General features: G+C 69.2%; 20 protein-coding genes and 1 riboswitch. Of the genes, 10 read left to right on the top strand and 10 right to left on the bottom strand.

Features of this window, described 5'->3' with window-relative positions; translation table 11 throughout:
• The first annotated feature begins 68 nt into the window (after window positions 1-68).
• Complete coding sequence (locus tag P5P27_RS19525) at window positions 69-1337, top strand: hypothetical protein (protein WP_278125647.1); 1269 nt, start codon at window positions 69-71, stop codon at window positions 1335-1337.
• Window positions 1334-2680, top strand: coding sequence for a lipase family protein (locus tag P5P27_RS19530; RefSeq protein WP_278125648.1), 1347 nt, complete (start codon window positions 1334-1336; stop codon window positions 2678-2680). Before P5P27_RS19525 ends, P5P27_RS19530 begins: the two co-directional genes overlap by 4 nt.
• A gap of 146 nt (window positions 2681-2826) precedes the next feature.
• Here P5P27_RS19530 and P5P27_RS19535 read toward each other — a convergent pair whose 3' ends face one another.
• The 6 genes from P5P27_RS19535 to P5P27_RS19560 all read right to left on the bottom strand — a co-directional run bounded on the left by P5P27_RS19535 (window position 2827) and on the right by P5P27_RS19560 (window position 8817).
• Window positions 2827-3690 carry an SCO6745 family protein gene (locus P5P27_RS19535; protein WP_278125650.1) on the bottom strand — a complete coding sequence of 288 codons (864 nt, stop codon included), beginning with the start codon at window positions 3688-3690 and terminating at the stop codon, window positions 2827-2829.
• 5 nt (window positions 3691-3695) lie between these two features.
• Window positions 3696-4856, bottom strand: coding sequence for a galactokinase (galK, locus tag P5P27_RS19540; protein ID WP_278125652.1), 1161 nt, complete (start codon window positions 4854-4856; stop codon window positions 3696-3698).
• On the bottom strand, window positions 4849-5982 hold the full coding sequence (gene galT / locus P5P27_RS19545) for a galactose-1-phosphate uridylyltransferase (protein ID WP_278125654.1): 1134 nt from the start codon (window positions 5980-5982) through the stop codon (window positions 4849-4851). Before galT ends, galK begins: the two co-directional genes overlap by 8 nt.
• 100 nt (window positions 5983-6082) lie before the next feature.
• Window positions 6083-7630, bottom strand: coding sequence for an MFS transporter (locus P5P27_RS19550; protein WP_278125656.1), 1548 nt, complete (start codon window positions 7628-7630; stop codon window positions 6083-6085).
• Entirely contained in the window at window positions 7630-8178 is a 549-nt protein-coding gene (locus P5P27_RS19555) for a TetR/AcrR family transcriptional regulator (RefSeq protein WP_278125658.1), read from the bottom strand. Before P5P27_RS19555 ends, P5P27_RS19550 begins: the two co-directional genes overlap by 1 nt.
• 81 nt (window positions 8179-8259) lie before the next feature.
• On the bottom strand, window positions 8260-8817 hold the full coding sequence (locus P5P27_RS19560) for a TetR/AcrR family transcriptional regulator (protein ID WP_278125660.1): 558 nt from the start codon (window positions 8815-8817) through the stop codon (window positions 8260-8262).
• A 49-nt stretch (window positions 8818-8866) separates the two neighbouring features.
• Here P5P27_RS19560 and P5P27_RS19565 point away from each other — a divergent pair, with 49 nt between their 5' ends.
• The 7 genes from P5P27_RS19565 (at window position 8867) to P5P27_RS19595 (ending at window position 15096) form a co-directional block, all read left to right on the top strand.
• Window positions 8867-9667, top strand: coding sequence for an acyl-CoA thioesterase (locus tag P5P27_RS19565; protein ID WP_006897939.1), 801 nt, complete (start codon window positions 8867-8869; stop codon window positions 9665-9667).
• Window positions 9668-9705: 38 nt separating this feature from the next.
• A riboswitch (cobalamin riboswitch) is annotated at window positions 9706-9891 on the top strand.
• Between the two features lie 28 nt (window positions 9892-9919).
• Complete coding sequence (locus P5P27_RS19570) at window positions 9920-10885, top strand: ABC transporter substrate-binding protein (protein WP_278125662.1); 966 nt, start codon at window positions 9920-9922, stop codon at window positions 10883-10885.
• 7 nt (window positions 10886-10892) lie between these two features.
• Window positions 10893-11933: a FecCD family ABC transporter permease gene (locus tag P5P27_RS19575; protein WP_045537507.1), complete on the top strand. Its 1041-nt coding sequence runs from the start codon at window positions 10893-10895 to the stop codon at window positions 11931-11933.
• A complete protein-coding gene (locus P5P27_RS19580) occupies window positions 11930-12742 on the top strand; it encodes an ABC transporter ATP-binding protein (protein WP_278125666.1) in 813 nt (270 codons plus the stop codon). Before P5P27_RS19575 ends, P5P27_RS19580 begins: the two co-directional genes overlap by 4 nt.
• Window positions 12742-13476 (top strand): (2Fe-2S) ferredoxin domain-containing protein, encoded by a 735-nt coding sequence (locus P5P27_RS19585; RefSeq protein ID WP_006897943.1) that lies wholly within the window; start codon window positions 12742-12744, stop codon window positions 13474-13476. Before P5P27_RS19580 ends, P5P27_RS19585 begins: the two co-directional genes overlap by 1 nt.
• 86 nt (window positions 13477-13562) lie before the next feature.
• Entirely contained in the window at window positions 13563-14264 is a 702-nt protein-coding gene (locus P5P27_RS19590) for a hypothetical protein (RefSeq protein ID WP_006897944.1), read from the top strand.
• A 106-nt stretch (window positions 14265-14370) separates the two neighbouring features.
• Window positions 14371-15096 carry a hypothetical protein gene (locus P5P27_RS19595; RefSeq protein WP_231650068.1) on the top strand — a complete coding sequence of 242 codons (726 nt, stop codon included), beginning with the start codon at window positions 14371-14373 and terminating at the stop codon, window positions 15094-15096.
• 61 nt (window positions 15097-15157) lie between these two features.
• On the opposite strand, the gene gdhA is transcribed toward P5P27_RS19595, so the two are convergent.
• Window positions 15158-16501 (bottom strand): NADP-specific glutamate dehydrogenase, encoded by a 1344-nt coding sequence (gdhA, locus tag P5P27_RS19600; protein ID WP_006897947.1) that lies wholly within the window; start codon window positions 16499-16501, stop codon window positions 15158-15160.
• Between the two features lie 229 nt (window positions 16502-16730).
• A complete protein-coding gene (locus P5P27_RS19605) occupies window positions 16731-17408 on the bottom strand; it encodes an MspA family porin (protein WP_006897948.1) in 678 nt (225 codons plus the stop codon).
• 190 nt (window positions 17409-17598) lie between these two features.
• Between P5P27_RS19605 and P5P27_RS19610 the strand changes: the two genes are divergently transcribed.
• On the top strand, window positions 17599-21354 hold the full coding sequence (locus P5P27_RS19610; protein WP_062367989.1) for an NACHT and WD repeat domain-containing protein: 3756 nt from the start codon (window positions 17599-17601) through the stop codon (window positions 21352-21354).
• Window positions 21355-21364: 10 nt separating this feature from the next.
• On the opposite strand, the gene P5P27_RS19615 is transcribed toward P5P27_RS19610, so the two are convergent.
• Together P5P27_RS19615 and P5P27_RS19620 are read right to left on the bottom strand one after the other, a co-directional pair.
• Window positions 21365-21844, bottom strand: a complete 480-nt coding sequence (locus P5P27_RS19615; RefSeq protein ID WP_006897950.1) for a TY-Chap domain-containing protein — start codon at window positions 21842-21844, stop codon at window positions 21365-21367.
• A 59-nt stretch (window positions 21845-21903) separates the two neighbouring features.
• Entirely contained in the window at window positions 21904-22491 is a 588-nt protein-coding gene (locus P5P27_RS19620; RefSeq protein WP_006897951.1) for a DUF2812 domain-containing protein, read from the bottom strand.
• Between the last annotated feature and the right edge of the window lie 165 nt (window positions 22492-22656).

Here is a 22656-nt window from a genome sequence, read left to right on the forward strand (position 1 = left end):
CTATCCCGGACCAGCGAGCCGGACAGGCTCGCGTGATCGGTGCGGCCTCGAGTCGCAGGAGGTGACCGATGCGTTCAATTCGCACGATCGGCTGGAGGACCGTCGTTCTGACGGCAGCGGCTCTGGTGGTGGCCCTGACCGGATCGGCCGTCCTTGCGCCGCCCGCGTCGGCCGCCGGAGAGTTGGATCGGTACCTGGATCTGCCGCTGGTCAATCGCCATGCGGATCACGGTCCCGGCGGGGTCAACCCGGCACTCCCCACCGACCCGAAGGTCCTGAAGAACCTGCTCGACGAGGCGCGTGAACGAGGGGTCGCGCCTACGTCGTACCAGGCCCTGTTGCTTCAGTACTGGCTGGCCGACACCACAGCGGCGGCGGGAATCGACCTCAAGTCGTGGAACCCGCGCGCGGGAGTGACTGCGAACCGCGGAAACCTCACGAAGTCGTACCAGTTCTACAAGAACCTGCAGCTCAAGCACCGCGAACTCCAGTGGGCCGGGATGGGCGGGCTCGTCGGTGCCGATTTCGGCGGCGGGCTCCTCGACTTCGAGCTGGCCACCGACGTCTACGAGTTCACGCGGTTGGCACCGGTGGCGAACGCCATCGTCACCGAGACCAACAGGGCGTTCGGACCGACGATGATCGACAAGCTCCCCAAGGGTCTGCGCGCGCTGGCCCGCGTCGGCGCCACCCTCACGCCGGCCGACCTCCAGTACGTGCAGGGCTCGATCCTCGTGATGCAGAAGAACATCTTCAGCGACCTGATGCCGATGCACCGCGCATACGTGACCGGCGGACTGTCGGCACTGCGAGAGATGTACCGAGCGGGACTCTTCCCCGCCGACGTCATGAAGGCGTGGGAGGATGTCGCGAGCAAGACGCCCGACGGGATCGCGGCGGGCAATGCGCGCCTGCTCAGGCGTGAGCAGGGCGAGATCATCAACGAGCAGTGGGACACCGTCCGCGCCTACCGCGGGGACGTCGGTGAGGCGATGACCTACGCGAGCACCCTCGCCGGGTCGCCGTCTGTGGCCGGAGTCCTTCCGCTGCGCTCGTACGAGCCGCCGAAGCTGACGGGGACCACGCCCGACGGGCGGACTGTCACCGCGACCGTGCCGCTGCCGTCGTGGAACTGGTCGGTCTTCGACGAGCGATGGGACTACATCACCCACGAACTGCTGCCGAAGTACCGATTCCAGGTGGAGAACCGCTGGCCGGACCTGCGCCGAGAACTGGTGATGCCGGCCGATCCGCAGATGGAGCAGCACCGCCCCATCTTCAATCTCCTGCCGATGATGCAGTCGGCGCTCGACACGCTGAAGGTGGAGGTCCGATGAAAGCACAGCGTTGGATCGTCGCGGCGGCCGCACTGCTGAGCGCCCTGACCGTCGGTGCCTCCCTCACGGCCGCGCCGGCCGCGGCCGGACCACCGAACCGCACTCCGCAACTCGGCGAGGTCTTCAACGGCTTCGTACTCGGGACCTTCCAGCACGGCCGGATGGGTACGCCCGACGAGATCCTCAAGCCGCTGCAGTCCACCGACCCGTTCTACAAGGAGCCGCGACTCACGGGATCGGAGAAGGCCGGGACGCTGCTGAAGGCCGAGCCCGTGGCCGTCCAGTTCGCCGGCTTCCGCCCGGGCGACGTGGATGCGTACAAGATCATGTACGTCACCACGGCGCTCGACGGTGAGCCCGACATCAGCACCGGGCTGATCATGATCCCGCGCGACGGCCGCAAGAACGCCACGCGGCCGATCGTCAGCTACCAGATGGCCAACGACAGCGTGGGCGCCAACTGCCATCCGTCGGTGATGTGGACCGGTGGCGATCCGATCGACGGCGCCTCGTGGTCGGCCCTCGGGCCGCTGGCACAGTTGTTCGGCAAGGGGTACGCCGTCGTGATGTCGGACGTCGGTAACAACGGCGACCCGCGCCCGCACGGCGTGTTCGCCGGAAAGTACAACGCCCGCACCAGTCTCGACGCGGTGCGCGCCGCGCTCGCGGTCCGCGATGCCGGCCTGTCCGCATCGTCTCCGATCGGCATGTTCGGCATCGCCGGCGGCGGTGTCGGTACCGGTCACGCGTTGGAGATGAAGGATCAGTACGCGCCGGAACTGAACATCAAGGCCGCGGTGCTCGAGGGAATGGTTCCGAACTACCGGAACTTCATCGCGACCGCCGACGGCTCCGTCGGTTCGGGTTTCGCGATGGCGACCCTTCTGGGCCTGGAGCCGCACTACCCGGACATGCGGATCGACGACCACCTCACGGATGCGGGACGCGCCGTGGCCGATTACTACCGGACCCAGTGCCAGACGCCCGCGTACTTCACACTGCCGCTGGTACCGCTGAACACGCTGTTCAAGGGGAATGAGTCGCCTGCGACGATTCCCGCGTTCCAGCGCGCCTACCGGGACAACGTGATGGGGCAGCGGACGGCAGCGAAGGGCGTGCGCACACTCGTCGCGTCGTGCGTGGCCGACGACTCGCCGATGTCGCTGGTACCGGCTGCGGATTCGCGCAAGCTGGTCCGAGCGTGGCGCAGCCGAGGCGCTCGCGTCGACTACCAGCCGACGGACTGCAGCATGGTCAAGTTCATCACCGACATGTACGGCTGGGGCACTGACCTGTTCGGCATGCAGACCGTCGACTGGCTGGCGGCGAATCTGAAGGGGTAGAGGGGGTTTCGACTCGCTGCGCTCGCTCAACGAGCCTGGGGAGGGATGCTCGCTCAACGAGCCTGGGGAGAGGCGCTCGGCGGGGTCTGGGGTTTCGACTCGCTTCGCTCGCTCAACAAGCCTGGGGAGGGCCTGGGAGGCGCTCGTCAGGACTTCTTCGACGTACCGGGGAGCACGCCGGCGTCGAGCACCGGCTTGACGAAGGGGCGAGTGCGCTCGATGAGGTCGGCGACGTCGGTGCCCAGACTCGCGCCGGTCAGTAGGTCGGTGCGTGCTTCGATGTCCTGATACAGGTCGAAGCCCGCCGAAGTGAGGCGGTGTCCGTCGTCGCCGATCTCGACGAGACCGCGCCGCGCCAGTCGGTCGACGGAGGCGTCCCAGTCGTCCTCCGACCACCCGCGGGTGAGTAGGAAGAACCGATGCCCCATCACCCGTCGACGGACGGTCGGGTCGGGCAATGCGGCCTCGTGGAAGACGCCGGCGTCGATCCCGTCCAGACCGTGGCCGATCAGCTCGGCGATGTGGTTGTCGCCGCGCCATTCCCGGAGTACCGACAGGTGACGCCAGAGGGCGAGGTGCGGCGCGTCGGGAATCGGGGTGGACGCCCACGCCGCGCCCAGGGGCCGACCGGAGACGGGCAGTCCTCCGACCGCCTTCTCGTACTCGGGCAGCAGCGGCGTGATCCGCTCGCACGCGTCGCCGAGGATGGCGCGGTACTGCTCGTCGAGCATCGCGTACCGCCGTTCGGCGACCTTCTCGAGGCCGACGGCCCGAGCGCGGTCCCATGCGGATTCGATGAGCGCGGGTGAGAAGTTGTAGAAAGCGGCGGCTACGACCGCTCCCGTGGCATCGCCCATCGGGGCGCCGCGAGTGCCGACGTAGAACGCGTGGCCGTCGAGCCCGAGGTCGGTCTGGGCGTCGCCGAGGCCCGGATTGAAGTAGGCGAGGACGTGGAAGGGTTCAAGAGTCTCGTAGGCGCGGCGCGCGATCGCCGCCTGTTCGGTGCTCATGAGTGTCACTGTGCCATCACCGGACCGGCTCCCGCGCCCGGACGGACACGGATCACCGTCGGACGCGGATCGCCGGCATCGGCGACGAGACCCGGCAACGTGCTCTCGATTCGCATCGCGGCCTCGGCCGGTGCCAGGGCGACGACGCTGCCGCCGAATCCTCCGCCGGTCATCCGGGCCCCGAAGGCGCCGAGGTCGCGGGCGGTCTCCGCGATGCGGTCGATGCCGGGTGTGGTGATCTCGAAGTCGGCGCGCATCGAGTGGTGCGACTGATTCATCAGTTCTCCGAAACGCGTGCAGTCTCCGTTGCGCAACGCCTGTGCTGCGTCCCGGACCCGTCGGTTCTCGGTGAGAACGTGCCTGGCGCGGCGCCGCAGTTCGTCGTCGCGGAGTGCTCGCCAGCCGTCGTCTCGGACATAGCGCAAGCTGGGCGCCGACAGGCGGCGGGCGGCGTCCTCGCACGCCGCTCGTCGCCTCCGGTACTCGCCGTCGGCGTTCCGGTGCGGGGACCGCGAATCGATGACGAGGAGCACCGCGCCGCCCAGAGTCACCGGCACCGGCGTCACCTGCAGTGAGCGGAAGTCGAGGAGCAGAGCGGTGCCGTCGGCGCCGTACAGACTGCTCAACTGGTCGAGCAGACCGGTGGGGGCGCCCACGTATCGGTTCTCGGCGCGCTGGGCGATCAGCGCGAGGGTGCGCCGGTCGACGGTGGCCTCGGCCGCGGCGGCCAGCGCGTGGAGCACCGCGCACTCCAGAGCGGCAGACGACGACAGTCCCGCTCCGACCGGCACATCGGAACGGATCGCCATGCGCCCGCCGGGCGCCCGGACACCGTGTTCGCGCAGCGCCCAGACACAGCCCGCCACATACGACGCCCAGCCGGTCACCCGGGTGCCGTGCGCCGCGTCATCGTCGGGAGCGGTGTCGATGGGCACGCCGGCCCGGCCGGGCGCGAGGTCGGAGGAGACGACGACCGATTCGGCGGCCGGGTCCGGCCGGAAGCTCACCGTGGTCCCGAGCTGCAGCGCGATCGACAGCGCCAGCCCGTCGTTGTAGTCCGTGTGCTCACCGATCAGATTGACTCGGCCCGGCGCATATGCGCGCACCTCCGGCTCCCGCGACCGCGGTCCGGGAGGCGAGGTGCTGCCGGCCGATCCCTCAGGCATGTCTGCCATGGTCCGCCTGTCGGCCGAGCGCCGCACGCAATTGCTCGGCGATGTCCTCGGGGGTCTTGTCCGTGATGAAGGCATCGCGCGCCGACTCGGACCCGGCCAGGTATTTGAGTCTGTGGGCGCTGCGGCGGATCGAGAAGATCTCGGCGTGCAGGTAGCCCTCGGCCGCGTCGGCCGGATACTGATGCCACGACGCGACGTAGGGCAGCGGGGCGTCGTACAGGGCGTCGCAGGCTCGAAGGACCGCGAGCTGGGTCCGCGCGAGGTCGTCGGCCTCCCGGTCGGTGAGTTCGCCGAGACCGCGGACGTGCCGGTTCGGGTAGACGTGCACCTCCACCGGCCAGCGCGCCGCGAACGGTACGAACGCGGTGGTGTGCGCGGTCGACAGGAGAATTCGCTCGCCGTCTTCGAGTTCGCGGGCGAGGATCGCTTCGAAGAGGTCTGCGGAGTGCTCGCGCCGATACCGACCGGCCGACCGCAGCATCGATTCGGTGCGGCGGGTACGGAACGGGTAGGCGTAGATCTGGCCGTGCGGGTGACCGAGGGTCACGCCGATCTCGTCGCCGCGATTCTCGAAACAATGGACCTCGCGCACGCCGTCCAACGCCATGAGCTCGGCGGTCCGGTGCGCCAGAGCGTCGAGGACCAGGCGGGCGCGGCGTTCGGGGAGTGCGCCGAACGAACCGTCGTGGTCGCTGGTGAAGCAGACCACCTCGCAGCGGCCGGTGCCCGGAATCTCGGTCCGCAGCGGAGCGTCGCTCGCCGGCGGCGACGCTCCGGCACCGGCATGCTCCGGTGGTGCGGCGAGCGACGGGAAGCGATTCTCGAACACCGCCACCCCGTAGTCCGACGCGGGGATCTCGCTTCGGAGCCCCTCCGGGTCGGGGCACAGCGGGCACTGCCGCCGCGGCGGCAGATGGGTACGGTCCTGGCGCGCGGGCGCCACGATCACCCAGTCGTCCGTGACGGGGTCTCGGCGGACGGTCGCACCGCGATCCGTCGGCAGGTCGCGGCGGTCGGGGCGCAGGACGGAGGCCTCGCCGTCGTCGAACAGCAGTATCTCGCGTCCGTCACTGAGCCGTCCGCGGACCGGTTCGGGGAGAGACCTCGCCGTCGACACGCGGCGAATCTACCATCGGGCTCCGGTCGCGACGACCTTCCGCGACCGGAGGCCGGCACGCGTTTTCAGATCGTCACGGGGAGACGACCCCGGGTCCGGCTCATCCCTCGACCACCTCGGCGTCGATACGCGTACCCGCAGGGACCAGGGCGTACACCGCCGCGGCGACCGCCAGCATGATGAGACCGCCGGTGAGGCTGGTGATCTGCAGCGAATCGGTGAACGCGGTACCGGCTTGCTGTGCCAGGTTCGGCATGTGCAGCTGATCGGCGACGCCCGCCGCGGACCCGATCGACTCGCGGGCCGCGTCGTGCAATCGGGGATCGAGGTCGTCCAGCGCGCCGGACTCGTCGAGCCGGCTGCGATAGAGCACCGCGGCGACGCTGCCGAGGAGCGCGACACCGATGACGCTGCCGAGTTCGTAGGAGGTCTCCTCCATCGCGGCGGCGTTGCCCGCGCGGTTCTCGGGGCTGCCCGACATGATCAGCGCCGAGCCGATCGCCAGCGATCCGATGCCGACACCCACCAGGATCAACGACACGACGGCCGACGCGTAGTGCAGCTCTCCGGGGATCAGGTACACGGCGATCATGCCGATGCCGGCCACCGCGATGCCGCCGGCAGTGACGATTCGCGGACCGATGCGTTCGGCCAGACGCGGTGCGGCGAGCGACGCGGCGGCCGAGGCGACAGCGAGCGGGACCAGCTGCAGGCCGGCACGGATCGGTGAACTGCCCTCTACCGACTGCAGCCACTGGGCGAGCAGCAGCAGGGCCGCGGCCATCGCGAACATCGAGCCGAGGGCGCCGGCGATACCGCCGGTGAAGACGCGGCTGCGGAACAGTCCGACGTCGAGCATCGGCCGGTCCTGGCGCAGACTGCGGCGGACGAAGACGGTCAGCAGCAGCACTCCTGCGGCGAACGCGGCCCAGCCCTCGGGGACCAGCAGACTCGATTCGGCACCGAAGTGCTTCACCGACCACATCAGGAGCACCATGCCGGAGAACGAGAGGGCGATGCCCAGCCAGTCCCAGACTCCCGGGTCGGCCGACCGCGACTCGGGGAGCAGGAAGACCCCGGCGACCACGGCCAGCGCCATCAGCGGAGCGTTGACCAGGAAAGCCGACTGCCAGGAGAAGTGCTCCACCAGGAAACCGCCGACCAGCGGGCCGATCGCCGCACCGAGACCGGCGACCGACGACCACACCGCGAGTGCGCGCGCCCGCCGGCGCGCGTCGGTGAACAGGACGCGGATCGTCGACAGTGTGGTCGGCATGATGAACGCGCCGCCGATGCCGAGGAGGGCGCGGATGGCGATCACCGCGGTCGCCGACTCGGCGACCAGGACGAGCAGCGATGCGGCGCCGAAGACGGCGTACCCGGCCAACAGCATCCGCTTGCGTCCCCAGCGGTCGGCCAGCGATGCGGCCGGGACGAGCAGCCCGGCGAGCACCAGCGAGTAGACGTCGACGATCCACAGCAGCTGGGAGGCGGTGGGCTCCAAGTCGGCCGACATCGCGGGAAGAGCGATGTTCAGGATCGTCATATCCATCACGATCACGAGCAGGCTCGCACTCAACACAGCGGTCGCGAGCCAGGCGCGGACGGTGGAGTAGCCGGTGCTCCCCGTGGTGGGTGAGGCAGTCATCACGATTGTCTTTTCTGCGCCATGAACGGCGCGACGAGAGTGTGCAGGAAGTCTTTGGAGACGACGGTGTTGTGCAATGCCGCGTGCATCACGACACCGTCGGAGACGATCGCGAGGGCGAGCGCGTTGTCGGGTCCGACGTAATCGCTCAAGATCTCGACGAGATTGGTCTGCCAGCGGAGCGACAGCGCGCGCAACTCGGGATCGAACAGGCCCGCCGACATCAGCGAGACGTCGGCCGCGATGGCGCGGCTGTCGGCGAGGTAGTCGTGAATCTGATCCACCAGCGCTTCCGCTGACCCGCCGGCCGCGACCAGGCTGCTCCGCACGGCGGCCAGGTCTTCGTCGACCTCCGCGGCGAGCCGCTCCAGGGCCTGGGTGCGCAGGTCGTCGATGGAGGTGAAGTACTGGGTCGTCGATCCCAACGGCACACCCGCACGCTCGGCGACGCGGCGGTGCGTCAGCGCGGCCGGTCCGAGTTCGACCACCAGATCCGCCGCCGCGGCGAGAATCGCCGCCCGCCGTGCCTCCGGGTCGTGCTTGGCCATGACTCCCTCACAATTCTGTACGAATGTACATGTACTTTTGTACAGGGCTGGCGGAGGTCTGTCGACCGAATATCGGAGGGCTCAGCCCCACGTGTCGCGGATGTGTGCCGACAAGGCGTCGAGCGGTGCGGTGGAACGGGTGGCGCGAGAGGTGATGATGGCGCCTTCGAGGGCTGCCACCAGCATGTCGCCGGCGCGTCGGGCGGCGTCCGCGGCCAGTCCGTCGGCCTCGAAGGATGCGGCGATCTGGCCCGCCAGCGTTTGGAAAGCCGTGGCGGCGCGCTCGGCCGCACCCGGGTACTCCGCGGCGGAGGTGGAGGCGGCCACCAGGGGGCAGCCGAGGCGGTAGTCGTGGCGCACCAGGATCTGCTTCCACTCGTCCACGATGACGATCAGACCCTCCACAGCGGTCCGGCCGTACAGTGCGGCCGCGAGGCGCGACGAGGCGTGCCTGCCCGCCTCGTCGGTGGCCTGCTCCAGCAGTTGCGCCTTGCCGCGGGGGAAGTGCTGGTACATCGAGCGCCGCGCCACGCCGCTGTGCTCCATGAGCTCCGACATTCCGAATCCGTCGGCTCCCTTGCTCCGGAGCAGCTGAGTCGCCGACAGGAGCAGTCGGTCGCGGACGGGGAGTGTTGCCATGCACCCAGGGTACGCGTGAGTAGAACGATCGTTCTGTTACCGTCGACGCATGACTCACGTTTTCGATGAGGCCATCGCCCTCACGCCCACGGCGTCGGACCATGTGGTCCGCGCGCAGACGCATCCCGCGTACAACAACATGGTCGGCCCGTTCGGCGGCATCACGGCCGCGACCGTCGTCAACGGCATCCAGCAGCGGCCCGACGTCCTCGGCGATCCGCTCGCGCTGACCATCAATTACGCGGCACCGATCGCCGAAGGACAGTGGGATCTCGACCTGCGGCCCGTCCGGACCAACCGCACCAATCAGCACTGGGTGGTGACGATCAGCCAATCCGGACAGGTGGCGGCCACCGGCACCGCGGTCTTCGGCGTCGCCCGTGACACCTGGTCCGACACCGAGCCGACGCCTCCGGCCGCACCGCCCGCCGAGGAGGTCGAGGTCAGCGAGTACGTGGACTTCATCGCCTGGGCCAAGAACTACGACAAGCGGTTCGTCGCGGGCGGCATGGACGGGAGGAACGACGCCGACTCGACGTCGACGCTGTGGCTGCGCGACCGGCCCGAGCGGCCGCTCGACTTCCCGGCGCTCACCGCGATGACCGACGTCTTCTACCCTCGTGTCTTTCTCCGGCACGGAACCTACATGCCGGCGGGCACCATCACCCTGACCACGTATTTCCACGCCACCGCGCAGGAACTCGAGGCGCATGGAACCGGACACGTCCTCGCGACGGCGCGCGCCGCCCGGTTCGGGCACGGTCATTTCGACCAGTACGGACAGCTCTGGTCGGGCGAGGTGCTCCTCGCGACCACGCACCAGCTCGTGTACTTCAAAGACCCCGCCTGATTCGAGGTCGCCCGAGTGTCCCGGCCGTGCCCGGATACACTCGGGCGATACGTCACGGTGCTCGGGAAGTCCGGTGAGAAGCCGGCGCGGTACTCGCCACTGTGAACAGGTCCGGAAGTCGCCGGGAGTGCAGGACTCCAGCCACTGGGTGCTCGTCATCTGGGAAGGTGCGACCGCCGGCAGTCCTGTGTAGCCAGGAGACCGGCCGCGGCGTACCCCGAAGTTCCACGAGTATCTGGAAAGGGGGTCGCATTGCGCACCCTGAAGAACGCGGTGATCCTGGCGGTCGCCGGCACCGTCCTCACCGTCTCCGCCTGTTCCGGCGACGATCCCGCATCCGGCGCCGACGGCTCGGCGATCAGCCTGCAGAACTGCGGCCGCACCGTCACCCTGAAGAAGCCGGCCGACGCGGCCATCACCGTCAACCAGGGGGCCACCGAGTCGGCCCTGGCCGTCGGCGCCGGCGGGCAACTGGTCGGCACCGCCTACCTCGACAGCGCCATCGCCCCGCAATGGGCCGCAGCCTACGGCGAGATCCCGGTGCTGTCGGAGAAGTACCCCACCCGCGAAGCGGTCCTCGAGAAGCACCCCGACCTGATCGCCGCGTCGTACAGCAGCGCCTTCGACGACAAGGCGCTGGGAAGCCGGCAGTCGTTCGACGACCTCGGTGTGGCGACCTACGTGTCCCCCTTCGGCTGTGAGGACAAGTCGAAGCGTCCGGCCTCGTCCTGGGACGCGGTGGCCGGTGAGACCAGCGACTACGGCGTGCTCTTCGGACGGACGGCCGATGCCGACCGGGTGAACGCCGACATGCGCGCGAAGCTCGCCGACCTCACCGCGAAGTCGGCCGGACGGGGCAAGACGGTTCTGTGGTGGGATTCCTCGACCGACAAGCCCTTCGTCGGTGCCGGCGACGGCGGGCCGCAATTGGTGATCGACGCCGTCGGCGCGAAGAACGTCTTCGGGGATCTCTCCGGCAACTGGGCCGAGACCGGCTGGGAGGCGGTGCTCAAAGCCGATCCGGACGTGATCGTCCTGGTGGACGCCGACTGGGATCCGGCCGCCGCCAAGCGGAAGTATCTGGAGTCCGACCCGGCGCTCAAGGACCTGAAGGCCGTCGCGAAGGGATCGTTCGTGGTGATCCCGTTCGCTGAGAGCACCCCCGGTCCGCGGCTGATCGACGGCGCCGCCAAGCTGTCGGACGCGTTCGCGAAGTAGTCGGCGCGTGCGCGAACGGCTCCGCGGTACACCGGCCCTGGCGGGTTGGCTGGCCGGACTGACGATCCTGCTGCTGATCAGCATGGCGCTGGGAATCGTGGTCGGATCGGCCGATCTGCCGCTGGGCACAGTGGTGCGAGCGCTCGGCAGCAGCGTGGGCATCGGCACGTCCGATGTGCTCGACGAGAACATCGTCGTTCAGCTGCGGCTGCCGCGGGTGGTCGGAGCGGCACTCATCGGTGCGGGCCTGGCGGTCTGCGGCACCGTCCTGCAGTCGTTGACGGGCAACCAGCTGGCCGACCCGTACATCCTCGGGATGTCCGGCGGTGCGTCTCTCGGCGCCGTGGTGGTGTTGAGCACGGGAGTCGGCATGGGCAGCATGGCCGGTGGCTCAGTGGTCTCCGTCGCAGCGTTTCTGGGGGCGATGGGTGCGCTGCTGCTGGTGTTCGCGATCGCGGTCACGCGCGGGGGCGCGCTGCTTCCGGGCAGACTGATCCTGGCCGGCGTCGCCGTCGGGCAACTCGCCGCGGCGCTGAGTTCGGCGTTGATCTACTTCGGCCCGCACGGCACCGCCGACCGCGTCATGTTCTGGTCGATGGGGTCGGTGGCCGGCATCCGCTGGAACACCCTCGCGCTGACCGCGATCGTCACCGTGTGCACGATCGTCGCCGTGCTGGCCCACGCCCGAACGCTGGACGCCTTCGCCTTCGGTGAACGCGCCGCCGCGAGCCTGGGCACTCACGTGGCCCGCACTCGCTGGGTGCTCTACGCGCTGGTGTCGCTGTGCACCGCCGTCCTGGTGGCGCTGTCGGGGATCATCGGGTTCGTGGGGCTCGTGGTGCCGCACATGGTTCGCTTTCTCGTGGGCCCGCTGCACTATCGGGTCCTGCCGGTGGCGGTGGTGCTCGGGGCATTGGTGGTGGTCTGGGCCGACATCATCGCCCGCGGCGTGATGCCGTCGCGGGAACTGCCGCTCGGGCTCGTCACCTCGGTGATCGGCGTGCCCGCCTTCATCTACCTGCTCCGGCGACAGCGAGGCACCGAATGACCGGTACCGAGACCGGGATGCCCGGCATCGAGATGCGGGCGGTGAGCTTCGCCCGCGGCGAGCGGAGAATCCTCGACGACGTCACGGCCCAGGCGCCCGCCGGCCGATTCACCGGCGTGATCGGCCCGAACGGGTCCGGAAAGTCGAGCCTGCTGTCGATGGTGATGCGTTGGCAGCGGCCCGACGCCGGACAGGTGCTGCTGGGCGGCACCGACGTCCGGGAGTTGGGCCGCCGCGAGTTCGCGCGCACCGTCGCCGAGGTGGAACAGCACTCGGCGACCGTCCTGGAACTGTCGGTGGAACAGATTGTGGAGCTCGGCACCATCCCGCACGCCGGGGGGTGGGCCAGGCCGCTCGGAGACGCCGCGCACGAGGCGCATCAGGCCATCGGAACGCTCGGCATCGAGCATCTGCGGCACCGCACCTGGCAGACCCTGTCCGGCGGCGAACGGCAGAAGGTCCAGATGGCACGGGCGCTGGCGCAGCGCCCGAAGGTCCTCGTCCTCGACGAGCCGACCAACCATCTCGATGTGGCGGCCGGGCTTCACCTGCTGCAGCTGGCCCGGGATCTCGGCCTCACCGTCCTCGCTGCGCTGCACGATCTGCAACTCGCCGCGATGTACTGCGACCACCTCGTCGTGCTCGACGAGGGCCGCGTCCGTGCGCAGGGCAGCGCCTCCGAGGTGCTGACGCCCGAACTGCTGGCGGACGTCTACGGCCTCGACGCGCAGGTGCTTCGCCATCCGGTCACCGGCGGGCCACTGATCGTCATGTGCGGCGTGGTTTCGGCCACAGGAGGGGAGAAGTGATGATCGACGCCGACTGGGTGATCGTGACGGCGCCGACGGATCGCGGCGCGGATGTGCACGGCGAACTCGCCCGTGCGCTGGGAGAGCTCGCCGAACGCCATCCGGGCACGGTCTTCCGCTCCGCCGTCCTGGGCGGTGAGTCCGACACCGTCACCGAGGTGCTCGACGAGGCGGCCCGCGAGGGCGCCGACTCGGTGGTGGTGCTGAGCGGTCAGACGCTCGCCGACCGAAAGATGGACGCTTGGTTCCGCCGCGTGATCGGGCACTGGCTGCGGAACCGCCCGGCGGGCTCCGCGCCGGATATCAGAATCGGCGGATCGCTTTGCCAGACAACGGATTACGCGAATCTGATCGAGCGGGCTGCCGCCGACGGCGGGGCCCCGGCCCGCGATACCACCGCCCCGCTCGCGACGAAGGCCTGGGACGCGGTTCCCGGGTTCGCGCGACACGTGCTGGTCTGCCGCGGTCCCCGATGCTCGGCGCGAGGGGGCGCCGAGACGCAGTCGGAACTCTCCGCCGAACTCGACGCCCGGCGGCTCGGCGACGACGACGTCCTCATCACGCTCACCGGGTGCCTGTTCCCCTGCTCGCAGGCGCCGGTGGTCGCGGTCTACCCGGACGACGTCTGGTACGCCGGACTCACAGCGGCGCGAGTCGCCGATGTGGTGGAGCGGCACCTGGTGGGAGGTGAACCGATCCGGGAGTGGTTCGGAGACCGATCGGCGAGCCGGTGAACCGGACGCCCGAGCGGAGACGGCCGGGGACGGCCCGGATGTCCGGCAAGTACATTCAGTACTGAAACCACAGTCGAAGGGGACACATGGCGGGCAGGGCGATCCGGATGTCGGTGGCGATGCTGGCGGGTGGCGCAGTGCTCGCCTCGGTGGGATGCAGCACCGACGGCTCGTCCACCGCTGCCGAGCGCGAGGCCGCCGAGCTGCCGCTGACACAGGCCGAACTGCCCGCCGGTTTCCACACCGCCCGGCTCAGCAAGGACGCCCTCGCGCAGATGACGGAGCAACTCTCCGATTCCACCGCATACGTCGACATCGCACCCGCGCAGTGCGCGGCATCCGGAGCGATGGTCACCACGATCGACCCGAAGAGGGTCGGCGTGATGGCGGCGACCGATGGCGACGATGCGATCAGCGAGTCGGTGCAGCCCGTCGCCGAGATCGACGGCGGCGTCGACCTCGAGGCTGCGCGCAAGCAGGTCACCGGCGACTGCGGCGTCGTCCGGGTGCACGTGAAGGCCGGCCCGGTCAAAGGTTCGGAGATCACCGTCACGCACACCGTGATCGACGTACCGCGCGGGGCCGCCGACCAGGTCCTGGCGGTGGAGAGCCGGAGTAGGACGGTGAACGGTTCCAAATCCGGTGAGACGAGTCTGCTGGTAGGAAACGCCCTCGTCAACGGTTACGCGGTCACCGTACAGATGAGCGCCGTCGACCAGACCGCCGATCTGAATCGTGCAGTTTTCGAGGACGTCTTCGCCAGGGCGATCGCCAAGGCCGCGCGCTGACCGCCGCCTCGACGGGATGCCGGTGCCGCGCCCGGATTCCGCATCGGTCAGGATTGTCCCGTCTACTCAGTATCACCAGATAGGGATGAAGACCGACGTGATGACAATGAAGAGGATTGCCGGCGCCGCCGCTGCCGCGAGCGCGGCATTGCTGCTCGTGACCGGCTGCAGCTCGACCGAGGACGGCGCACCGGTGCCGGGTGCCGCATCGTCGGCCGCCGCACCGTCCGCCGATGCGGGCAAGGCGCCGACGCTGGTGATCGGCAAGGCCGAGTTTCCGGCCGGGTACCAGGTGACCCCGGTTCCGCGAGACCAGATCCAGAAGGTCGCCGATTCCGTCCTCAGCTCGACGAAGAGTGCCAAGGTGACGCCGGCGAACTGCATGCAGCTGAGTGCGTTTCCAGACAAGATCGACCTCGCCAAGACCGGCTTCGTCATCGCGATGAAGGGCACCTCCGTGCTCGCTGAGACCGTCTCCGTGGTCGACCACTCCGTGGAGGACTTCCGCAAGGCCGTGACCGGCGACTGCGGCAAGATCAAGGTCGAGATCACCGAGGGCCAGGCCGCGGGCGCGAAGGGCACGGCCGTCTCGAAGGTGATTCCGGCGCCGAAGACGAAGGCGGACGACGCGATCGTCGTGCAGCAGAGTTCCACGATCGACTTCAAGGGAACCACCACCAAGACGTCGATGATCGTCGGTTACGCGATGGTCAACGGCTACCTGGTCAGCGTGCAGGCCAGCGACGCCTCCCCGCAGTCGACTCCCGACCTGGCAGCGTTCAACAAGGTCTTCACCAAGGCCGTCGATCGGGTGGCCACCGAGACCGCCTGACCACTCCCGGACAATGAGAAAGGCCCGCCGACGGCGGGCCTTTCTCATATGACTGCGTCGGTCAGATGACGCCGAGCGCGTTCATCGCGTCGGCGACCTGAACGAAACCGGCGACGTTGGCGCCCAGGATGTAATTGCCCGGGTCGTTGTACTCGTCGGCGGTCTGCAGGCAGGTGTGGTGCAGGGTGCGCATGATGGAGCTCAGACGCTCCTCGGCGTACTCGAACGTCCAGGAGTCGCGCGAGGCGTTCTGCTGCATCTCCAGCGCGGAGGTCGCCACACCGCCGGCGTTGGCGGCCTTGCCCGGCGCGAAGCCGACGCCCGCAGCGAGCAGGACCTTGGTGGCCTCCGGTGTGGTGGGCATGTTGGCGCCCTCGGCGACCACCTTGCATCCGTTGCGGACCAGTGCCTCGGCGTCCTTCTCATCCAGCTCGTTCTGCGTCGCACACGGCAGCGCGATGTCGGCGGGCACCTGCCAGAGGTTGCCCTCGGTGACCAGGCGGGCACCGCCGCCGCGCAGTTCGACGTACTCGCTCAGGCGGGCCCGGCGGACCTGCTTGACCTCCTTGAGGATCTCCAGGTCGATGCCGTTCTCATCGACGACGTAGCCGGAGGAGTCCGAGCAGGCGATGACCGTGCCGCCGAGCTGGTGGATCTTCTCGATCGCGTAAGTGGCGACGTTTCCGGAACCGGAGACGAGGACCTTCTTGCCCTCGAAGCTGTCGCCCTTGGCCTTCAGCATCTCGTCGACGAAGAAGACAGCGCCGTAACCGGTGGCCTCCGGGCGGACCTGCGAACCGCCCCACGACAGTCCCTTGCCCGTCAGGACGCCGGACTCGTAGCGGTTGGTGATGCGCTTGTACTGGCCGAACAGGAAGCCGATCTCGCGGCCGCCGACGCCGATGTCGCCGGCGGGAACGTCGGTGTACTCGCCGATGTGGCGATACAGCTCGGTCATGAACGACTGGCAGAAGCGCATGACCTCGAGGTCGGAGCGGCCCTTGGGGTCGAAGTCCGAGCCGCCCTTGCCGCCTCCGATCGGCAGGCCGGTCAGAGCGTTCTTGAAGATCTGTTCGAAGCCGAGGAACTTGACGATCGACAGGTTCACCGACGGGTGGAACCGCAGGCCGCCCTTGTACGGGCCGAGGGCCGAGTTGAACTCGACGCGGAAGCCGCGGTTGATCTGGACCTGGCCGGCGTCGTCGATCCACGGCACGCGGAAGATGATCTGACGCTCGGGCTCGCACATCCGGGCCAGGACGTCCTGGTACTCGGGGTGCTTGACCATGACGGGGCTCAGCGACTCGAAGACTTCCTGAACGGCCTGGTGGAACTCGGGCTCACCGGGGTTGCGGTTGATAACCATGTCGTAGCAACCCTGGAGATCGCTGTCCCATGCGGTCATGTGTAGTACTCCCAACTGGTGCGCTGGACGAGGCGGGCTCGGCGCACACCGCAAATTCCGGTCCTCTCGGGCCAATTTCCGTTGGTCACTCTATCGGCGCAGCGGGTGCGGCATGAAACCGGATGCTCGTTTCGTGTGGTTGACCACTGCATTACATGCTTATTACGGCGCAGCCGCCACGACGACGGGGCCGGCGCGCGATGCACCGGCCCCGTCGCGGGAGAGCGGGTCAGATCCGGCTGGTCTTGCCGTACGCGTAGTAGACGTAGACGCCGGTTTCGGTGGTGACGGAGATCTTCGTGAACGGACGCACCGAGATCGGGCCGAGCGCGTTGGTCGCGTGAAGCTCGACGCCGGACAGCACGATGTCGGCCGTCGGCTTGGTGAGCGCGATCTTCGCGAGCGAGACAGTGGTGATCTTGCCCGCGGCCACCTCGAACTCGAGGTCGGTGGCCGGGATGATCGTCGACTCCGCGCCCAGGCTGACACCCACGTCGCCGACCGAGCCGCCGCCACCGGTACCGGAGACGGTGACGTTCGGGTTCACCTTCGCGTCGACGCCGCCGGTGAGCTTGAGATCCGGGGTGTGCGCGGTGATCTTGACGCCACCGGGTGCGATCGAGACCGGATACCCGATCTGGTAGCCGACCTCCAGCGTGGCGCTGACCTTCTTGTCCTTGATGCCGGTCAGCGCGGCGTGCACGTCGGACGAGAGCAGGGCCTCGGCCGAGGTGGGAGAACCGTCCAGCGGCGGAATCCGCTTGGCCGAGAGCTGGCCGGTGGTCAGCTCCACGGTGACACCCTCACGGGTGTGGTGGGTGGCCGCCGTTGCGGTGGCCGGAATCAGTGCGGCGGTCGCGAAGAACGCGACGAGCAGCGTGAACGCTGTGATCAGACGCTTGGTCATGTGTTGATTACCCCGACGGTAGAAGAGAGAGACCCGCCTGGCGGCGAGTCCATATCACAGTAGGAATCCGCGATGTGCCGATTCAACGAATTTCTCGCCGATGTCCGCATCATCGCAGGTCGCAGGCGTGCATGAGTTATCCGGACCGGAGAAATTCCCCGGAATCCGGTGCTCGGATAACCTCACAGTCGTGACCTCGACGCCGCCGGAGAGCGAGTTCGGTCCGGCGCTCGCGAGACTCTTCCGCCAAGCCGGTAAGCCGACGCTGCGTGCGGCATCGGAGGGAATGGCCAGATTCGGTCGCGCCGAGGCCACGCCGCAGCGGATCAGCGATTGGCGCAACGGCAGACACGTCCCGCGGGACTTCGACACCGTGCTGCCGCTGATCATGTGGCTCAACCGGCGGGCGCTCGACGCCGGTGCCGACGACCTCGTGTCCATGCCCGAATGGAGACGGCTCTGGGAACGCCACCACGACCCCGCGTCGGGCGCCAGGCTGGACACGCCCTTTCCCGGACTCGCCTCGATGGGTGCCCGCGACCGCGACAGGTACTTCGGACGCGACGACACGATCGCCGCCCTCTCGGGGCTGCTTTCCGAGGCACGGGACTCGGCGGGCAATCGGGTCGTCGTGGTGACCGGAGTGTCGGGGGCGGGCAAGTCGTCACTGCTCGGTGCCGGGCTCGCCCGCGCCGGTGAACCGTGGAACACCGCGATCGCGCTGCGCGTGGGGCCGTCCGGACTCGTCGGAGACGAGGTGGCCGCCGGTGCGGCGCTGGTGGTGATCGACCAGTTCGAAGAGGTCTTCGCGCTCGACGACGAGACGCGGCGACGCGCCGTGCTCGATCGGGTGCAGGAACTCTCGGACGCCGGGAGCGTGGTGGTCCTGGGTATCCGCGCCGACTTCTTCCGCGCCTGCGTCGAGTACCCGATGCTCGCCCGAGCGTGGCAGGACCGTTCGATGATCCTGTCCGAGATGTCCGACGACCAGCTCCGTCAGGTCATCATCGAGCCGGTGCGGATGGCCGGCGGCCGGATCGACGAAGGTCTGGCGGATCTGATGATCGACGATCTGCACCAGGCCTCCACCGAGGGCGATCGCGCGGGACGGCTCCCGCTGCTCGCCCACGCTCTCCAGGTGATGTGGGCGAAACGGACCGGGAACCGGCTGACGGTCGGGTCGTACCGCGCCGCGGGCGGGATCACCTCGGCGCTCGCTGAGACCGCGGAACGCACCTGGGCCGCACTCGACCCGGCCGACCACGAGGAGGCCAGGGCACTGCTGCTGGCGCTGGTCCAGTTCGGTCCTCGCCGGACGCCGATGCGCAACGCCGTCGCCCCGAGTGATCTGCGGGAGCGCTTCCCGGAATCGGCCACGCGGATCATCGACGCCTTCTCCGACGCCCGATTGCTGACGGTGAGTTCGGAATCGGTCACCTTCATCCACGAGGCGGTCATGTCCGCATGGCCGCGGATGGCCGACTGGATCGCCGAAGACGCGGATCTGATCCAGTGGATGCAGCAGTTGGCGGCGGACACCGACGCGTGGAACGAGAGCGGCCGCGCAGCGGACCACCTCTACAGCGGAGCCCGGCTGGCGACCTCGCAGGCCAACCGCGCCGAACTGGGCGCTCACCGTCAGGTCCTGCTGCCGGCCGGTGCCGCGGAGTTCCTCGACGCCGCAGGCAGGCAACGGACCGTCCGCAAGCGCCTCCGGTTCGCTTCGATCACGTTGGTGGTGGTCCTCGGCCTGGCGTCCGCGATCACCGCGATCATCGCCACGCGGCAGGCGAGCGATCTCGCACGGCAGCGCAACAGCGCGGAACACGCGGCCGTCATGTCCAGCATCGAAGGACTGGTGAGTTCGGATCCGTCGCTGGCCGCGCGGATGCTGGCGGTGGCGGATCAGCACTACGCCGACGACACCGAGGTCAGCAGTGGCTTGCTCGCGGCATACACCTCACCGCTCGCACGCTCGCTCGACGGGCACACCGGCGCGGTCTACGACGTCATGTTCTCCCGCGACGGACGGCTGCTCGCGTCGGCGAGCAACGACCGCACGGTCCGCGTGTGGCAGCGCACCGACGGTGCGGTGAAGCCCTTCCGCGAGGTGGCCCGGTTGGGCGGCTTCGGGTCGTTCGTCACCTCGGTGGATTTCGATCGCTCCGGCCGGCTGCTCGCCGCGGCGAGCGGCGACGGCACGGTCCGGCTGTGGAACGTCGCCGATCCCGGGTCTCCTCGGGAGATCGCGACATTGAGGCCCGGCAGCGGCGCGGCGTATCTCACGCGCTTCAGTCCCAGCGGCGCTCACCTGGCGGCCTCGTCCGACGACGGAACGGTCACCGTGTACCGCGTCGACGGCGACCGTCCGCCGACGCAGACCGCGGTGCTGCGCGGCCACACCCGCGCGGTCCGCTCGCTCGCGTTCAACTCCGCGGGCACGGTGCTGGCGACCGGCGGGGAAGACCAGACGGTACGGCTCTGGACGGCCGCCGACACCGACACCCCGCGGCCCGCGGGCGAACCGTTGCGCGGATTCCCCAGCATCACCCACGCGCTGGCCTTCACCCGCGGTGACTCGGTGCTTGCCGTCACCGGCGACAGCGCCAACGTGCAGTTGTGGAACGTCACCGACCCGGCGGCGCCCCGGCCGGACACCACGTCGCTGGCCGGCGTCACCGGCGGCTCGTGGTCCATCGCCGCCAACCCGGTGCGCCCGCTGCTGGCCCGCGCCGGGACCGACGGGATCGTGCATGTCTGGAACACCACGTCGATCTCCGATCCGTTGCCGCTCTGGGAGCTGCAGCGATCGGCCGCACCCGGAGCGGTGCGCATGGTCAGCACCGTGTTCAGCCCCGACGGTCAGGAACTCGCCGTCGGGCGGTCGGACGGCGAGGTGGACCTCTGGACCCTGCCGCCGGGCCTGCTCCCGGACCGCGGCGCACTGATCAGCGGCGTGGGCATGGACGCGTCGGGCCGCCGGCTGGTGACGGTCGGTTCCGACGCCCGGCTGAACGTCTGGACCCGGGACGACGGGCAGTGGCACCAGCGGGGCGGTGTCGACATCGACCGCCGGGCCAACAACCGGCCCAGCGTCGCGGTGACCACCGACGGGATGCTCGCCGCGACGGCCAACAACAACGGCGGCCTGGTGGAACTGTGGGATCTCGGCGATCCCGATCGCCCGCGCCGGGTGGGCGAACTCCGAGTCGGGACCCGATACACCAATGCGCTCGCCTTCGCTCCCGGCACGCGGGAACTCGCCGCCGGGATCGACGACCGGCGCGTGCAACGTTGGGATCTCACCGATCCGGCGGCGCCGCGACCGGTGGGCGATCCGCTCGGCGGGCCGGGGGATCTCATCCGCAGTGTGAGCTATGCGGTCGACGGTTCTCGGTTAGCCGTCACCGCCGACGACGGCAACGGCTACGTGTACCGGCTCGACCGGGCCGATTCCCGACCGCTGGTGCTGCCGATGGGCGAGGAGGTGGCCGACGCGACGTTCGCCCGCGACGGCAGGTACGTGGTTCTGGCGGCCGGTGATCTGGCGGTGTGGCGCATCGACGACGGCCCGCCGACGGTGGTCAGCAGGGTCAGCGACCTGCACGCCGAGTCCATCGGCCGATCGGGAGGCCGGCTGATGATCAGCACGGGGACGCGGGAGGTGGTGGACTTCGCCCTGGGCGCCGACGGCTCGCTCACTCAGGGGGCGGCGGTCTCTCCTGTGCTCGGCGGGTCGCGGACGGTGTCGAACTGGGTGCTGCCGACCGATGCCGGTTCGGGTCCCGGGTATCCGGTCGCCGGCGACGGCACCGGCGTCGTATACTTGCAGACCACCGACCGCGAATCCGCGCGCCGCTGGGTGTGCACTGCCACCGACCCGCTCTCGGGTGCGGAACGCGACCGCTATCTCGGCAGGCTGTCGGCGGACGACGGCTGCCCGTGACCCATCGGGTTCAGCGCATCTTGGGTTCGCGCGCGGCGGCGTCCGACGTGATGAACGTCCGCAGCACGTCGTCCTGGTCCGCCACCAGATAGCTCGGATCGGGCACGCCCCACACCTCCCGCAGGGCGTACTGTGCGGCCATCGCCGCGGCGTCGACTCCGCGCCGGGCGAACTCGACGATGCACGTCTGGTCGCGCAGCGAGCGCCAGCCCCGGTCGGTCAGCATGGCCACCCGCTGCCGGTCCTCTGGCCCGTACGGATACAGATCGCGATGCGCGACGGTCAACCGCAGGCGGGAGTTCAGCGTGTGGGTGAATACGACGGTGGGCTGCGGGCCGAACAACTCGGTCCAGAGTGCGAACACGGTGACGGGGTGGTCGTGACTCATCCGGTCGAGTTGGTCGGCCAACTCACACCGGAATCTGACCCAGACTCGATCGATCGCCGCGTCGAACGCGGCCTCGGAGAAGACGCCGGATGAACTGTCCATCGTGACCTCCTGAGCGGATGGCCCTACGGTAACAGCGGACACCGACAGATCGGGCGCGCTCAGCCGCCGATCTCGGCGCGTTCGCGCGTGGCGGTCTCGCCCGGCGCGGTGCGCGCGGACGCCTTGCGGCCCGAGACCGCGAGCACGACGCCGGCGGTCACGGCGAGCACTCCCACCACGGCTGCTGCGACGGCCGGAGCCCAGAACTCCACCGAGTTCGTCCACTCGAAGGCCGCCAGACCCGCGACGGCGCCGAGAGCCAGGGCCACGGCGAGGGCCAGGACTCCGATCACTCCGAGCCCGATCGCGAGCGCGGAGGCCCGGCGGCCGAGATCCTCGCCGATGAACCCGGCCGGGCGCTCGCCGGTGTACGGGCGCTTCCAGATGTGGAAGTCGGCGGCCTGACCCACGTGCTCCCAGCCCTGCGCTTCGCGGAACCGGAAGTAGTCGACGGGTGCGGGGACGGCGCGCCGCTCCACCGCGTACCGGACCCGGGCCGGAGCGGACTCGGTGAACCGCATTCGCAGCGGACTGAGCAGCGAGTAGTCGGTCAGCACGCGGCCGTCCGCCGCCTGGGCTTCGAGCCACAGTTCGAGATCGGCGGGCGACGGGTGCCGGAGCGCGACGAACCATGATGAGGAGCTCATGAGAACCTCCTGGGGAGAGCTGCCTGAGTAGAGCTTGCACTCCACTGTTCCGCCGGTCGGACGACCCGGTCAAGGAATTTGAGACTGAACTCACCAGTCGTCTCTTCCTGCAGTTTGGCGCCGATCCGCGGCGTCGCCGGCGATACACTCCGAGCCACTGGCGTC

The organism is Gordonia sihwensis, from assembly GCF_029632925.1.
Classification (GTDB): Bacteria; Actinomycetota; Actinomycetes; order Mycobacteriales; family Mycobacteriaceae; genus Gordonia; species Gordonia sihwensis.

Bases quoted from the DNA above. Each gene is read 5' to 3' on its own strand.
- P5P27_RS19525 (WP_278125647.1), top strand. From the start codon at position 69: ATGCGTTCAATTCGCACGATCGGCTGGAGGACCGTCGTTCTGACGGCA.
- P5P27_RS19530 (WP_278125648.1), top strand. From the start codon at position 1,334: ATGAAAGCACAGCGTTGGATCGTCGCGGCGGCCGCACTGCTGAGCGCC.
- P5P27_RS19535 (WP_278125650.1), bottom strand. From the start codon at position 3,690: ATGAGCACCGAACAGGCGGCGATCGCGCGCCGCGCCTACGAGACTCTT.
- galK (WP_278125652.1), bottom strand. From the start codon at position 4,856: ATGCCTGAGGGATCGGCCGGCAGCACCTCGCCTCCCGGACCGCGGTCG.
- P5P27_RS19550 (WP_278125656.1), bottom strand. From the start codon at position 7,630: ATGACTGCCTCACCCACCACGGGGAGCACCGGCTACTCCACCGTCCGC.
- P5P27_RS19555 (WP_278125658.1), bottom strand. From the start codon at position 8,178: ATGGCCAAGCACGACCCGGAGGCACGGCGGGCGGCGATTCTCGCCGCG.
- P5P27_RS19560 (WP_278125660.1), bottom strand. From the start codon at position 8,817: ATGGCAACACTCCCCGTCCGCGACCGACTGCTCCTGTCGGCGACTCAG.
- P5P27_RS19565 (WP_006897939.1), top strand. From the start codon at position 8,867: ATGACTCACGTTTTCGATGAGGCCATCGCCCTCACGCCCACGGCGTCG.
- P5P27_RS19580 (WP_278125666.1), top strand. From the start codon at position 11,930: ATGACCGGTACCGAGACCGGGATGCCCGGCATCGAGATGCGGGCGGTG.
- P5P27_RS19585 (WP_006897943.1), top strand. From the start codon at position 12,742: ATGATCGACGCCGACTGGGTGATCGTGACGGCGCCGACGGATCGCGGC.
- P5P27_RS19590 (WP_006897944.1), top strand. From the start codon at position 13,563: ATGGCGGGCAGGGCGATCCGGATGTCGGTGGCGATGCTGGCGGGTGGC.
- P5P27_RS19595 (WP_231650068.1), top strand. From the start codon at position 14,371: ATGAAGAGGATTGCCGGCGCCGCCGCTGCCGCGAGCGCGGCATTGCTG.
- gdhA (WP_006897947.1), bottom strand. From the start codon at position 16,501: ATGACCGCATGGGACAGCGATCTCCAGGGTTGCTACGACATGGTTATC.
- P5P27_RS19605 (WP_006897948.1), bottom strand. From the start codon at position 17,408: ATGACCAAGCGTCTGATCACAGCGTTCACGCTGCTCGTCGCGTTCTTC.
- P5P27_RS19615 (WP_006897950.1), bottom strand. From the start codon at position 21,844: ATGGACAGTTCATCCGGCGTCTTCTCCGAGGCCGCGTTCGACGCGGCG.
- P5P27_RS19620 (WP_006897951.1), bottom strand. From the start codon at position 22,491: ATGAGCTCCTCATCATGGTTCGTCGCGCTCCGGCACCCGTCGCCCGCC.